This is a genomic window from Kitasatospora sp. NPDC048540 (assembly GCF_040651175.1).
In the GTDB taxonomy this organism is placed as follows: domain Bacteria; phylum Actinomycetota; class Actinomycetes; order Streptomycetales; family Streptomycetaceae; genus Kitasatospora.
Genome location: NZ_JBEZIR010000176.1, coordinates 1 through 14,559 on the forward strand (window position 1 = coordinate 1; position 14,559 = coordinate 14,559).

A 14,559-nucleotide genomic window follows, 5' to 3' on the forward strand; every position below is an offset into this window, starting at 1 on the left:
CGCAGCATCGGCACGGCCCGGGTGAGCGAGCGGTACCCGCTGTCCGGCAGCGCCTCCTGCAGGCCCAGCCCGGTGCCTGGGTGTACTCCCCGCACACCCGGGCACCGCCGTCTCCGGCCCCGCCGGGGCCCGGCATGCCGGCCTGCGCGCTGCCCGACCCGCCTGCCACACAGCGGCGGGCCGCGCCCCGCCCACCGCTGACGGCCCGCACACCCATGGGGGCAGGGATCGACAGGGGACCAGCACACCGGTCGGGCAGGCGGGGCGTGCCGATGGAACGGCAGTGGCCGGCGGGTCCCCGGTCGGGAGAAGCGTCCGGATCGGTTCGTCGGGTGCCTGGCGAGTGACGGACGGCGGCGGGCAGCGCCGCGAGCACCGCACCCGGCGTCCGGTCCGCATCGGCATCGGCATCGGCGGCCGGAGGCGCCGTGAGGCTCCTCGGTCCCGGGCCGGACGTCTCCGACCAGGACGTGGCGCTGACGTCCACCTCGTGGGAGCACCCCGGACAGACGCACAGCGCCCCGTCGAAGCACCTGCCCCGACGGCGGAGCGCGAACCCGCCCTCGAGGCACCGGCACGCCGCCGGCGTCCGCCCGGCCGCGGGCGACCGCCGGATCGAACTCAACGGGTGCTGCTGCTCGTCGCGGCCGCCGCCCTCATCCCTGCGCGAAGTACCTGGTGTTGAACACGAACGTCGCCAGGTAGCGGTGCGCGGCCGTCCGGGCCAGGGCCTCTGTCGCCGCCGCGCTGCTCCCCGGGCGGATGGACGGACCCGCCCGCCCCGCCCTCGATCGCCGTCGTACGGGCCGGGTCCGCGTGGAGGGGAGCCGATCGGAGTCCGGGCCGGCCGGCCGGAACCGCGCCCACTCGGTGCGGGTGCGACGGCCGGGCATGCCCGTGTCCTGCGTCGCGATCACAGCTGCCAGGCCGGCGTCCATCGCGTCGTTCCGGGGCGGGCGTGTACGCCGGCGTCCGGCGGTCGGCGGCCGCCCCTGGAGGCGGTTGCGTCGTGCGCCGGAGCCGGCCAGGTGTCGGAGGGGTGACAGGCCGGGGGTCAGAGGTCCAGCACCTGGTCCGGGAAGATCAGGTCGGGGTCGGCGCCGATGGTGCGGATGTTCCTCGCGTACAGGCTTCGCCCGTCGGTGCCGAACTTGGCCGCGATCTCGCTCAGGGTGTCGCCGCTCTTGACGGTGTAGGTGCCGGTCGGGGTGCCGTTCCGCGGCGAGTTGACCGGGGTTGACGGGGCCGAGGGGGCCGACCGGGTCGGCGTCCGGGCCGGTCGCGTGGCGTCGGCGGGGCCCGGGTGGGGCTTGTGTGCCGGCGGGGCCTGGGCGGGCCGGGACTTGGGAGCGGCCGGCTCGGTCCTGGTGGCGGGGTCGGTCCGGGCCGGTGCGCCGGACCGGGTCAGGCCGGCCTTCCTGGAGCAGGTCGGCCAGGCGCCGGGGCCCTGCGAGGCGAGCACCTTCTCGGCGACGGCGATCTGCTGCGCCCTGGTGGCCCGGTTCGCCTGTGGCGCGTACGCGGTGCCGCCGTACGCGCGCCAGGTGCCGGCGGTGAACTGCAGCCCGCCGTAGAAGCCGTTGCCGGTGTTGATCGACCAGTTGCCACCGCTCTCGCACCGGGCGACGGTGTCCCAGGCGGAGGGGGAGGCGGCCGAGGCGGAGGGGGCCGGGACGAGTACGGCCACCGGCAGCGCCGCGGCGGCGGCGCCGGCGACGACGGCCGCGCGGACCCGGTTGCGCTTGGTGGTGGTCGTGGTCCGGGTGGAGGTGGTGGCAGTGGCGGTCTCGTGACCGGAAGTCATGAGCATCCTCTCGACAGAGATTCCGGGCGGATACGGGGAGCCGTGCCCGGGTGGGCCTGTGCTTCGCTCTCCGCACTCGATGGGCGGCCGGGCACGTGTGGGACGTGCCGTGCCGCTCCGGTGGTCCTGCTCGCCGCCGGCCCGTTCCGAGCCGCGGCCGGCCGGCGGGCACGGCCTTCGCACCGGAGGTCGGCCGGCGGGCCGTGCATCGGGTGAACCCGGGTGGTGCTCGTTGCACCGCCCAAGAAGCTACGGGTGGTTGCGGTCGGTCATCAAGCAACTCCCTTGCGCCGCAGGTCAGTTGACGGTTACCGGCGGTAATGAGCACGAAATTGAGCCAGGGATATCCCTATTTGTGGGGGTTTTCATGGTCGAGAAGGCCGCCAATGCGCCCCCGATCACGCCAATACCCCGGCGAAGCCGCCAGCGGGCTCCATCCGCAACGGCCTGTATGTGACGATCGGTCACCACATCGCCTGGAGTCCCCGCTCCCGGTGACAGCCTCGGCGGCACCGGCCCCACCGGCCACATCCGCCACCGATCACGCCAAGAGTGGTCGCACAACGTGATGCCCCGCCCGGTCCGTACCCGGCGCAGGAGACCGGCCGCCGCGCCGTCGGCGAGAGACGTACGCCCATCGGTACCACTGCTACCGCCGGGAACAGCCGCCACGCCGGCCGGGCTACGCACACCCCGGCCACGAGCGGTGGGTCCGGCGGGCGCCCGGCCCGGGCCTCTTCCCGTCACCTCCCGTCACCGGTGCGGGGGAGTGCGGCGCGGGTGACAGGGTGACCGCCGTCAGGCGTGTGAGCCGCAGGAACGTCCCCCGGACGCCTCGCCCCGAGCCCCCGCCGGACCCCGTCCCCGCGCCTCGGTCGCCCACGCTGCCAACCTGGCCGGGCACGGCCGGCGGCACCTTCGAGGACGCCGACCACGGTGATCCCCTGCCGTCCGCGCGCCGTGACCACCGTCCGGGAGCGCCGTGACCGTCGGCGCCCACGGCTCCCACCGGCGGGCGCCGCAAAGGAGATGTCGACGAAGGCGACCGCGCACGCCGCGCCCACCGCCGCGCACTACCCTCCACGCCCCGCCTCCACCATCAGCACCCCGGAGGACTCCCGCGCTCACCGGCTCCTACGGCCGAGCCGATGCCGCTGCTCCCGTTTTCCCACCGGCACGCCACAGCATCCGTGGGTGGCGATGACGCGGCTCCTGACACCAGCACCCGATGAGGAGAGCCGGTGCGCGCGCCGCAATCTCGGGAACCGTTGCACCCCCGTCCCCGTCCTTGTCCCCGTCCGGCCGGCCGGGTGGCCCCGCTTCGCCATCGGGCCCAGGGGTATCGCCTTCGACGCACGAACCCGACAGGGTCCGGAGGCTGCCGAGCTGCACCCGCCGCGACACGGGAAGTTGCGCGGCTCTACGGCCATGTGTCAGGGGCGGGCGCGAGGATGAGCGCCATAGTGATCGAGGTACCGCGGTCCGGCGGGCGGATTACCCCCGGCCGGTCGGTGGAGGAAGCACAGGGAGGCAGTGATGGACGTCGACGACCGCGGGCCGGAGCGCGCGATCCGGACGGGTGACCGGGAGACGGCGGTGCCCGGTCCCAGGGTGTTGGTGGCGGGGGCCAGCATCGCGGGACCCGCCCTCGCCCACTGGCTGCGCCGGCGGGGGGCGGAGGTGACCGTGGTGGAGCGGGCCCCGGGGCTGCGCCCCGGTGGGCAGGCGGTGGACGCGCGCGGGGTCGCCAAGGAGGTCATCGGGCGTATGGGGCTGGACGCGGAGGTCCGGGCCGCCTGCACCGACACCGCCGGCGCGCACACCGTGGACGCGGACGGGAAGGTGCTGGAGACCTTCCGCGCGGACGACGACGGTGGCGACGGGTTCATCGCGGACATCGAGGTCCTGCGTGGAGACCTGTCCCAGGTGCTCTACGACGACACCCGCGACGACGTCGAGTACATCTTCGGCGACCGGATCGCCGAGCTCGCCCAGGACGCGGACGGAGTCGACGTGGTCCTCGCGGGCGGCGGCCGGCGGCGCTTCGATCTGGTGGTCGGGGCCGACGGGCTGTACTCGGAGCTGCGGGCGATGGTCTTCGGGCCGCACGAGCGATTCGTGCGCCCCCTCGGACACGTACTGGCCTTCTACAGCGTGCCCAACGAGTTCGCCCTGGACCGCTGGCTGCTGGAGTACCAGGACCAGGAGTCGGGGCGTTCCGTCCTGCTGCGACCCATCCAGGACGCCACCCGGGCGATGGCGATGTTCTACTCCGCCTCGCGCGACGGCGACGCCGACGTCGACTACCGCGACGTCGCGGCCCAGAAGCGCCTGCTGCGTGAGCGGATGGCGGGTCTGGGCTGGCTGGCCCCCGACATCCTGGCGCACCTGGACGACACCCCGGACTTCTACCTCGACCAGGTCGCCCAGGTGGTGATGGAGCGCTGGTCGAGCGGACGGGTGGGGCTGCTCGGGGACGCGGCGTTCAGCTCGTCACCGATGTCCGGACAGGGCACCGGGCTGGCACTGGTCGGCGCCTACCTGCTGGCGGGGGAGCTGGCCGCCGCCGGATGGGATGCCGACGCCGGGTTCGCCCGCTACGAGGCCCGGATGCGCTCGTTCGTCGAGGCCAACCAGGAGATCGGCCGGTTGAACGCCCGCAGCCGCCAGGTCCCCGGCCCGGACGCCGAGCCGCTCCCCGATTTCGCCGGCGAGTGGTTCACCGAGCTGGTCGGGCGGGCGATCAACGGCGTCGAGCTGCCCGACTACGCCGGGGTGCCGGACTCCGCGGCCCCGGCCGGATCCCCGACCACCCCGCCCGCCGGACCGTAGGTGTCACCCGGCGAGCCGTACGAGGCGATCGCGCAGCGCCTGGACGGGCTGCGCTGCCGTTGCCGGGCCGGCCCCGAAGACGCCGGTCCGGCTCGCTGACGGCCTCGCCCGCCGCGTCGCGTACGTGTGGGAGGCCATCCGTCAGCGGCCTGCGAGGGCCTGCGGGGCCTGGCTGAAGTGCGGCGACCGGGTTCCGGGTCGCTGGGCGGGCAGGACCGGCCGGAGGCCTGCGGGCGACCTGACCCACGTGGTGCTGCCGGTCGGATCGGGCGCTGCACAGGAACTGGCGGTACTCTCCGGCGCGATCGACCACGGTGCCTCCCGCCGCACCGGCGGTCGCCCGGCCCGGACGGCCGTGGAGCGGCCGCGGGTGCGCGGGCCGGCGCGGCGGCCGCTGCCGTTGCTCCGAAGCGGCGCCGGCCGCGGTACAGCGCGCGGCAGCCCGCGCCGCCACGGCGGCGACCGGTCACTGCAGTCTCCGGCCCGGCCCGCAACCCGCCTCAGATCGCCGACCGGGCCGGGAACAGACTCTCCTGGCGGAGCCGGGCGGCCCGGCTCTCTTCCAGTTCGGCGGCCCGCCGCCGTACACGGGCAGGGTCGGCATCGTCCGCTACCTGCCGCTGACAGCCGGGGCAGACCGCTCCCGACAGGGGCCGCTGCAGATCGGCTTCGGTGACCCGGTGCCGGCCGCAGGCCAGCTCCAACCACACCCGCCGCACCGAGCGGCGCCCGGCCGCGGCCCGGTACCGGGCCCGGTGGTCCAGACGCCCACCCGACACCCTGACCCGCAGCGGCCACCGCCCGCCGCCCCCGTCGGCTCCCGGTCCGTCCACCGCCGCGCCTCCCGTCATGTGCCCGGCCGAGCCTGGCCGTGGCCGGGGACAGATGGAGGCGGGGGGAGGCGGGGGAGGCGGGGCGTGCTGGGGGAGTGCGCTCGATGCCGGGGTGAGGGGGTGAGGGGGGGTGAGGGGGTGCTGTTCGCAGGTCGTCGCGGGCACGCCGAACGGCGGCCCCCGCTCGTACGGGTGCCGCCGGTGGTGCCGGGGCTTCCGCGGCAATTCGGAAGGCCCCCGGGAAGGGATGGAAGGGGTGCCCGGATCAGAGGGAACACGTCTCCCGGCGCCGACCGGACGACCGGCGGCGCATCTGTTGATGATTGATACCTGCCACCAGGCGTTGCCGGAAGAGGGAACCGTCCGTCTGCACGGCTTCGCACGGAAGCGGACAACACTCCCCGGTGACCTGCACCCCGGTGCGGGTTGTACGCCGAACGGAAGCGACCCGGCGTCCCCGGGACCGGCCCGCCCCCGGACCGCTCATCCACAATTCGCGGACATCGGCGGAAAACACCGCCCCCAAAACGGCGCTGACGGACCTTCAGGGCGTGCCAGAGTGGTGGAACGGACACGGGCCGGCAATCCCGTGACCGCCCCGCACATCCATACCGGATCAGAGGAACCACCCGTGACCATCCTGCCTACCCGTGTGCCCGCAACCGGCCTGCCGTCCCTGCAGATCCCCCTGCCCGCCGGCCGGCGCCGCACCGTGCCCGCCCTCGTGCCCGCCACCGTGATCGTCATCATCCTGCTCGCCCGCGGCTACGACATCACCTCCGCCACCGCGGCCGTCATCGCGATCGGCGCCGCCGCCCGCGACCTCGCCCGCACCAGCTGACCCCTCGCCCGACCCGGTGGCGGCGCCCTCGAACGCGCGCGCCGCCACCCGCGGTGAAGGAGGAAGCGCGTGCCCCGCCCCGAAACCCCCATCCACCCCGACGCACCCCACCGCGTCCTCGCCGAACAACTGCGCCGGCTGCGCCGCACGGCCGGCAGCCCGCCCCTGACCGCCGTCGCCCGCGCCAGCGGCTACGGCACCACCGTGCTGTCCGAGGCCGCCTCCGGCACCAAACTGCCCAGCCTGGATGTGACCCTTGCCTACGCCGCGGCGTGCGGGGGAGACCAGCAGCACTGGCGCGAGCAGTGGCTGATCGCCCGCCACCGCCAAGAACCGTCCCGCCACTACGAGGTCCTCGACCGGCCGCGCTCACCCCGGGGCATCCGCACCGTCCCCGCCTTCCTCCAGGCCCTGCGCGAGCTGAGGATCTGGGCCGGCGAGCCCCCTTACCAGTGGATGGCCCGCCACTGCCAGGTCTCCGCCTCCACCCTGTGCGCAGCCCTCGCCTCCGAACGCACCACCCTGCCCGGCCGCCGGGCCGTCGAAGGCATCGTGGTCGCGTGCATGCTGGCCGAGTCCGTTACCGGCGAGGCGCCGGACACTCACACGAGGGCGTGGACCGACACCTGGGCCCGGCTGCGCACCGACGAGCTCGCCCGCAAGGACACCCGTCCCGCGCCCCGGAACACCCCCGCAACGCCCGTCCCCCAGGCGCCCGCCGCGCCCGAGGACAGTGCCGCCCCGCGCACCTGGCCGATCGAGGCCGGGACACCCCCGCGGGTGGCGGCGTTCGCCAGCGCGCTCCAGGAAGCGCTGGTCGCCACCGGGCTGCGCCAGCGCCGTCTGGCCGCGGCCGCGGGAGTCAGTGCCGCCAGCCTCTCGCGCTACCTGCGAGGTGTGCGACTGCCGCCGTGGGACGCCCTCTGCGCCTTGCACGGGGCACTGTCGGCGGCCGGAGCGGGCCGCGAGGTCCTCGACGGGCTGCGTGGCTGCTGGAACAGCGCGACGGCCCCGGTTCCGGCCCCGGCCGAGAGCGGTGCCCCGGCCGCATCTGCAGCCCCGGGTCCGGCCGCCGCCGGCGCGATCACGGTCCGGGAGCCCTTCCCGAAGGGCTGGAAGGCCGGTTCGAGCCTGTCCGAGAGGGCCGTGCGGTACGCCCTGCGGCACCACGCGGACCGGGTGGGTCTCCTGCTCCCACCCATCCGCACCCGGCACGACGACGTCCACGCGCTCGCGTTCTCCCCGGACGGCGCCGTGCTGGCCACCGCGGGCACCGAGGGGTCGGTCAGGCTCTGGGACGTGGTGAGCGGCCGGCAACTCGGTACATCGCTCCTCGGCCACCACGGCCACGTCAACTCCGTCGCCTTCTCGCCCGACGGCGCGCTGCTCGCCAGCGGCGGGGAGGACGGAACAGCCCGGCTGTGGCGGCTCGGCCCGAAGCCGTCCGCCGTCCGCACCCTGAAAGCGGACCGCCACCGGATCGACAGCGTGGTGTTCTCCCCCGACGGCGCGACGCTCGCCACCTCCGGAATCGAACGGGCCATCCGCCTGTGGGACCCCGCGAGCGGCCGCCGGACCCGCTCGCTCGTCGGGCACACCGGTCTCGTCAACTCGGTGGCGTTCCCCCCCGACGGCACATGTCTGGCGGCGACACCCGCAGATGACGCCCTGCGGCTGTGGGACCTGACGAGCGGAGAGCACATCACCGTCGGACCGGCCGTCGATACGGTCGCCGTGTTCTTCACCGGCCGCACCGAAGGCCTGTCGGTGACCCACACCGGGGCCCTGCAACGGTGGCGGGTCGGCTGGGAACCGACGGACATCGACCCCGGCCGTCGCGGCGGCCGTCCCGGGGATGCCTGCTCGGCCGCGCTCTCCCCGGACGGCAACCTGTGCGCCGTCGTGGACGAGTCGGGCCCCGTCCGGCTCTGGAACACCGCGACCGGCCGGCCTGCCGGCGGGCCTCTGCACGCCCACGCCCACGCCGATGCGGTCTGGTCGGCGGAGTTCTCCCCCGACGGCGGGCTGCTGGCCACCGCCGGCGGGGGAGAGGAGGTACTGCTGCGCCAGATCACCTGACCGGGCACCGCACACCGCGTGTTGCCGCCCCCGGCCGGCCTCGGGAGGGTCGGACCTGTCGGTCCGTCAGATGGTGGTGAGCTTGGCCTCGAACTGGCTGTAGTCGATGACACTGTCGGCGGGCGGGGCCTGGACGGTGATGGGCCTGTCGAAGTTGGTGAAGTTCATCTCGCCGGGCTCGGCGCCGTCGTGGGTGATCCTGACGAGGTAGGGCTTGCCGTCGGTGGCGACGTAGCCGGTGTTCCTGGAGCCGTCGTCGTCGGTGGTGATCACGGTGAAGGTGCTGACGCAGTCCACGGTGGCGTGCTCCCCACCGGGCACTACTTGCAGGTCGCCGGCGACCGCGCACCCCGCGCCCCCGGGCGGCCCGGCCCGGCGACTGCCGCCCCGCCCGGCGCCGTGAGCACCGCGAACCGCCCGGCGGCCGTCCCCCGGGCCGGGCTCGCAGCCCCGCACGCGGACACCCCGCGCCGCGCCAACCTCTGCGTGGCGTCCGACGGGACGAGACGCACACCTCACCCCGTCGGGCGCCGCCGCACACCCGCGCCACCTCCCGGATCTCCGCCGGAAGGTCAGCCCGCCGCCACCGCCGTCGCGGTGGCGGCGTACAGGCCGCGCCCGGTCCGCTGCGCCTGCCCGGCCTTGGCGAGACGCTCCAGCCGGGTGCGGACGGCGTTGACGTTCGACTCGAGGTCGTCCAGGCCGAGCGTGGTGGCGACCTCGCGGGCCCGCAGCGGCGCGGTGGCCGCGGACAGGACCGCGAGGACACCGGCCGCGTCGGTCAGGCCCTGTCGCCGGTCGGATCCCGTGCGCCGCCCCTGTGCGGTCGCGCCCGGGGCGGTGCTGTCGGCCGGGCCGGCCTGCGCAGGGACGGCGACGGCCTTCCTGCGGGCGGCCGGGGCCGACGTTGCGCTCTTCGCCGCCTTCCCGCCGGCGGACTTCTCGGCGGTGGTCCGGGTGGTGTCCGCGGCCGGGGCCGATACCTCACCGGCCGCCACGGCCGCCCGGCGGGCGGTCTTCTTCGCGGGCTTTGCGTCCGGCGCGGAGGCATTCCCGACGGCGCCGGTGACGGGCTTCGTCGCCTTCTTCGCCGCGCCACCGGTCGCGGCGCGGGCCGCGGCCGCCTTCCCGCGTGCCGCCGCCGGTGCCGTCGTGGCGATGGCGGGTGCTGTGTCCTGTTCCGGGGTGGGCCCGGCGGTGGTCTTTGCCGCCGTCTTCCCGCCCGGGGCGGTGATCGGGGCCTTGCGGGTGGCGGCCTTCCGGACCGGCGCCGGCGCCGGGTCGGGTGTGGCCGCGTCGTCGGCCACCGCGGCCGGGGAGCTCTTCCGGCCGGCCGGGGCCTTGCGTGCGCTGGTGCGCCCGCGGGCGGGCTGCGCCGCCGCAGTTTCGGCTTCGGGCGCGGTATCCGCGGCGGCCTGCTCGCCGGCCCCGGAGGGCGTTGCTGCCGCGCCGGGCCCGACAGGCTCCGTCTCCGCCTGCGCCTGGATTTCCGCCGCTGTGTGTTCCGCGGCGGCGGTGTCCTTGTGGTGCCGGCCGACAGGGATGCCGGTGAGGGCCGCGAGTCCTTCCAACGCGCTGACCATGGCGCTCTCCTGCGCGATCAGGGCAGCGAGCTGCTCCTCCAGCAGCCGGCGCCGCTCCCGCACCGCGGGCAGCTGCTCCTTCAGCAGGGCGACCGTCGATCCCACACCGCTGTCCGCACCGAACGTGCCCGTGCTGGCGTTTGCCACAACCACTCCCACCGGATCGTCAATCACTGCTCTTAGCAGCCGAATGTACGGCCCCACCCGCGAATACCCGGCGCTTTGTCGGAAATTCCCACCCAACGAGAGCCCGATCCAGAGCCATGGACGGACAACCCACCCCCGGGCCGCCGCCCACCCCGCACCCCGCGCACCCCACCCCAGCAGGGATGGCAGACGGCGCCCCGTACGGTGAGCTGCACCGCCCGTGGTGCCGCCGTCGGCTTTCTCAGTGCCGCGCCAACCTACCGGAACACCCGCTGCGCCGCGGGCCCCGGTGCGCCGCCCGGCGCCCGGTGCGGTGACCGCTTCGGAGCACCGCACCACCGAGCCCGCGCGCCTCCTCCCGCGCGCTCGGCTGGACCACCGACGGCCCGCACATCCGCATCCACCGGCGTACCGATAGTCCGAACCGGGCGCTGGCTAAGGCCCGTAAGCCCCGCACCATCCCCGTTACCGCGGACCTGACCGCCCTCTGCACCGACTACAGGCACGAGCGCGACGCCGTCCCCGAGGCCGCCGACGGCGACATGGTTTTCGTCAGTCTCTTCCGCCCGTCCCTGGGGCTGGCGATGTCCTACCCCAACACCAAGGACATGTTCGACCGCCTCGCCCGCGCCGCCCGCCACCCCGAGCTGCTGCCCTTCGGGCGCTTCAGCCGGCGTCCGGTGACCGACAGCCCGGTCGTCGAGCGGTGGGCCCGCCGCCTGGCCCTCTGCGATCCCACTGCCGGCCACGTCACCCTCGCCGAAGTCAAGACGGTCGAGGCCTTCTTCACCGACCCCCCGACCGACATTGCCGGTCGTCGCACCAAGGACGACGACGAGAGCCCCGCCCGGTGGCTGTTCTACGTCCCGCTGTCCCTGCCGCCCGGCCGCGGCGAGCGGGCCTCCATCGTTCTGTACGGCCCCGTCCGGATCACGACCACGGACGGGTTCGTCCACCCGGCCCCTACATCCCCGGGGAACACCTGTGGTGGGCAACGCAGGTGACGAGCTCCCCGGGGAGTTCTCTCACGTCGTCAACATCCTCCTCGACGACCTCGGAGCCCGTATCACCCTCGACACCTAGTGGAACAGCGCCCCGCACGGGCTCACCACCCTGTTCAACGAGGACCACAAGCAAGGCACCGGACTCACCCGCGCCGCACTGCTCCACGCCCGCATCACTCCCAAGCCACGCCGCTGACCCGCAGACGCTGCCGCCGGCCGACCCCACACGTCGCGAGGCCGGCCAGCAGCACCCGGCGCAACCAACGAGCGCCGCCTACGCCCACTCGACGCCGTGCTCGGCGGGCTGCGCGAGCCGGCCCGGCGTCGGCTGCACCCGCCTGGCCATGGCGTTGTTCAAGAACCAACCCGGCGCCACCTGGTGCACCACGACGGTACTGCCTCGGGTCGGTGCCGGTTCGTCAACGACCGCAAGTCGCGGGATCACTCGCCGCAGCAGGCGGTGACGTCGATCGGATGCGGCCGGAGCGGACCCGTTCGGGAGCGCATGACGCCGGGCTGCGATCCCCTGCGCAGGTCGGCAGAAGTAGCCAGGGTCCGCCAGTTCTGCCGGTGTTACTGCCTGGTACGACCTGATGGGCGGGCAATACCGTACTGGACGGCGCGCGAAACCCGGCGGCCGGGGAAGCCGGTGGCACCCCGCCAGGCCCCGGCGCCCGGTTCTCCCGCGCGCATTCCCTTTGTCGGCCCTGCCGGAATCCGAGGTCCCCCCTTGCCCCTTGCCACCCTGTCCCGCCTGCGTACCCGCACCCGCGCCTTCGCTGTCCTGCCGGCCCTGGCCGCGCTGGTCGGCGCGCTGGTCGTCCTGCCCGCGAGCGCGGCCCACGCGGACACGCCGGAACACCACTCCACGGCGTCGTACAACTCCCAGGGCGCCCGCTGGAGCGACGTTCGGGCCATCAGCAACGACAACGACATCGTCGCCGTCCAGGAGGCGGGCTCCAACCCGCACCAGTACGGCATGTCGCTGCTGAGCACGACCTCCCACAATGGCTACACGGTCTACCTCTTCCGGTGGGGCTCCCGCTACGTCTACTGGTTGGACACCGACCCGACCGGGCACCGGGTCACCCTGGCCACCGTCACCCACACGATGGCCCACGAGATCTTCGTCGCCCCGCCCGGCCGTGCCGGCAACCGGCCCGCGCTCGGACTGCGCTTCGACGACGACATCTACTACAACGTCCATGCCGCCGCCTCGGGCGCCAACAACGAGGCGCCGGAGCTGCTCGGCAACATCGCCCAGCAGGCGACCGCCGCCGGACACGCGTGGACGGCGATGGGTGACTTCAACCGCGACCCGAACCAGGGGATGTTCACCGTGGCGGCCGGCCTGAACGGCTTCGTCTACCACAGTGGTGCGGCGACCCAGCAGAGCGGCGGCGAACTCGACTACATGATCTCCACCCGCAGCATGGGCAACTTCCGCGGCATGCGGACCGCCGGCCGCAGTTCCGACCACTACCCGATCTACTACCGGACGCGGATCGTCGGTGCCGGGTCGGTGGTCGACCTGGTCGACGACGCCCACCCCGGCACCTTCCTCGGCTTCGAGAGGCGCAGCAACGCCAACGGCACCCGCGTGGTCGCCGGCGCCTACGACGCAAAGGGGAGCCTGTGGACCATGCGGCACGCCGCGGGCGGCGGCCAGTGGGACTTCAACATCGTGAACAACGCGACCGGCAAGTGCATCGGCGTCGAAGGCGGCCCGGGGGCCTCCGACGGGTCGCCGCTGAGCGAGTCGGACTGCCAGGGGACGTACTCCCAGATCTTCGATTTGAGCTGGTGGAGCGAGGAACCGGGCGCCTGGATGATCCAGCACAAGAGCACCGACCTGTGCGTGGACAACGCGGGCATCCTGATGTTGCACCCCTGCTCCGCGCACACCCCGAGCGAGCGCTTCCTGCCGCACTTCCACTGACCCGTCGGCCGACCTCCCAGGCCCCCGACGGGCCTGGGCGGTCGGCCGTCGGCCGCGAGTCGACGGTAGGAGGCGGTGGCCTCATGCGGCATCGGCCTCACCCGCAGTGCCGTGGCCGCCGACGCGTGGGCCCCGTTTCCCGGCGCGGCCGGTACCGGCCGCGAGCCTGTGGCTGTGGCGGTGCGGCCGAGGTGAGGCCGCGCGGGCAGGTCGGTTGGACCCCGGTGTCCTGCGGTCGGGAGTGCGGGGCCGGTGGTGCTTTCGGCGAGGCGGTCCAGGGCGATGGCGTCCGGGGTGGCGGCGGTCATCAAGCACAGATATTTGCCTAACGATGCCCCGGGGGTCTACAGTCCTCACCACAAGCACAGATCAGTGCTTAATGCCGAGGAGGCCGTCATGAAGAACCTGCTGTTCCCGAACAACACCCAGTTCTGGTACGAGACCCTGCGCTCGATGAGCCACATCGCCTACGGCGGCGCCGACTTCGGCGAGGTCGTCGCCACCGGCGAGCGCATCGTCGAGGGCGACTACGACAGCTGGCACACCGAGTGGCTGGCGACCGCGGAGCGGGTGGCGGAGGAGGCCGAGCGCGCACTGAAGGCCGGTCACAAGGTCAGCGCCCGCGACGGGTTCCTGCGGGCGTCCAACTACTACCGTTCGGCGGAGTTCTTCCTGCACGGCCACCCGTGCGACCCCCGCCACGACCACGCCTACGACCGGAGCGTGGCCTGCTTCCGGGCGGCGGCCGCGCTGTTCACCCCCATCATCGAGCCGGTCGCCATCCCTTACGAGGGCACCACGCTGCCCGGTTACCTCTACCGGGTCGACACCTCCGGCGCGCCGCGCCCGACCGTGATCATGCACTCGGGTTTCGACGGCACCGCCGAGGAGATGCACTTCGGTGGCGCGCTGGCTGCGGTGGAGCGCGGCTACACCGTGCTGGCCTTCGACGGTCCCGGCCAGCCCGGTCCGCTCCACCACCAGGGTCTGGTCTTCCGGACCGACTGGGAGAACGTCATCACCCCCGTGATCGACTTCGCCGAGACCCTCCCGGAGGTCGACAACGGCCGGATCGCGCTGCTGGGTTCCAGCATGGGCGGCCTGCTCGCCCCCAGGGCGGCGGCGTTCGAGCACCGGCTGGCTGCCTGTATAGCCGTCGACGGCGTCTACGACCTCGGCGAGGTCTCCGTGCGCTTCACCCCCCACGACCGCGAGGAGGCCGAGCGCCTGCTGCGCGCCGAGCGCGCCCCCGAACTCGACGCCGCCCTCGACGCGGTCATGGCCGACAACGCCACCGCACGCTGGGCGTTCAACCACGGCATGTACGTCATGGGCGTCGACACCCCCCGCGCCTTCGGCGCCGCCTACCTCGACCACACCCTCGCCGACGGCATCGCCGAGCAGATCCAGTGCCCCACCCTGGTCTGCGACGCCGAAGAGGACGAGTTCTTCAAGGGCCAGCCCGCACAGCTCTACGACCACCTCACCTGCCCCAAG

9 protein-coding genes are annotated in these 14,559 nt (G+C 74.0%); 6 read left to right on the forward strand and 3 right to left on the reverse strand.

Going from position 1 to position 14,559, the window contains the following annotated elements:
• Positions 1-1,054: 1,054 nt before the first annotated feature.
• A complete protein-coding gene (locus AB0D08_RS37490) occupies positions 1,055-1,804 on the reverse strand; it encodes a transglycosylase family protein (RefSeq protein ID WP_359894818.1) in 750 nt (249 codons plus the stop codon).
• A 1,536-nt stretch (positions 1,805-3,340) separates the two neighbouring features.
• Here AB0D08_RS37490 and AB0D08_RS37495 point away from each other — a divergent pair.
• The 3 genes from AB0D08_RS37495 (at position 3,341) to AB0D08_RS37505 (ending at position 8,389) form a co-directional block, all read left to right on the forward strand.
• Complete coding sequence (locus tag AB0D08_RS37495) at positions 3,341-4,636, forward strand: FAD-dependent monooxygenase (RefSeq protein ID WP_359894820.1); 1,296 nt, start codon at positions 3,341-3,343, stop codon at positions 4,634-4,636.
• Positions 4,637-6,100: 1,464 nt separating this feature from the next.
• Complete coding sequence (locus AB0D08_RS37500) at positions 6,101-6,310, forward strand: hypothetical protein (protein WP_359894822.1); 210 nt, start codon at positions 6,101-6,103, stop codon at positions 6,308-6,310.
• A 69-nt stretch (positions 6,311-6,379) separates the two neighbouring features.
• Positions 6,380-8,389 carry a WD40 repeat domain-containing protein gene (locus AB0D08_RS37505; RefSeq protein WP_359894824.1) on the forward strand — a complete coding sequence of 670 codons (2,010 nt, stop codon included), beginning with the start codon at positions 6,380-6,382 and terminating at the stop codon, positions 8,387-8,389.
• Between the two features lie 66 nt (positions 8,390-8,455).
• Here AB0D08_RS37505 and AB0D08_RS37510 read toward each other — a convergent pair whose 3' ends face one another.
• Complete coding sequence (locus AB0D08_RS37510) at positions 8,456-8,686, reverse strand: hypothetical protein (RefSeq protein ID WP_359894826.1); 231 nt, start codon at positions 8,684-8,686, stop codon at positions 8,456-8,458.
• Positions 8,687-8,961: 275 nt separating this feature from the next.
• A complete protein-coding gene (locus AB0D08_RS37515) occupies positions 8,962-10,119 on the reverse strand; it encodes a hypothetical protein (RefSeq protein ID WP_359894828.1) in 1,158 nt (385 codons plus the stop codon).
• 542 nt (positions 10,120-10,661) lie between these two features.
• Between AB0D08_RS37515 and AB0D08_RS37520 the strand changes: the two genes are divergently transcribed.
• From AB0D08_RS37520 to AB0D08_RS37530, 3 genes are all read left to right on the forward strand, one after another.
• A complete protein-coding gene (locus tag AB0D08_RS37520) occupies positions 10,662-11,123 on the forward strand; it encodes a hypothetical protein (protein WP_359894829.1) in 462 nt (153 codons plus the stop codon).
• 730 nt (positions 11,124-11,853) lie between these two features.
• Positions 11,854-13,062 (forward strand): RICIN domain-containing protein, encoded by a 1,209-nt coding sequence (locus tag AB0D08_RS37525; protein ID WP_359894830.1) that lies wholly within the window; start codon positions 11,854-11,856, stop codon positions 13,060-13,062.
• Between the two features lie 396 nt (positions 13,063-13,458).
• The coding region (locus AB0D08_RS37530; RefSeq protein ID WP_359894832.1) for an alpha/beta fold hydrolase at positions 13,459-14,559 on the forward strand (1,101 nt) is incomplete at its 3' end.

Bases quoted from the DNA above. Each gene is read 5' to 3' on its own strand.
- AB0D08_RS37520 (WP_359894829.1), top strand. From the start codon at position 10,662: ATGGTTTTCGTCAGTCTCTTCCGCCCGTCCCTGGGGCTGGCGATGTCC.
- AB0D08_RS37495 (WP_359894820.1), top strand. From the start codon at position 3,341: ATGGACGTCGACGACCGCGGGCCGGAGCGCGCGATCCGGACGGGTGAC.
- AB0D08_RS37490 (WP_359894818.1), bottom strand. From the start codon at position 1,804: ATGACTTCCGGTCACGAGACCGCCACTGCCACCACCTCCACCCGGACC.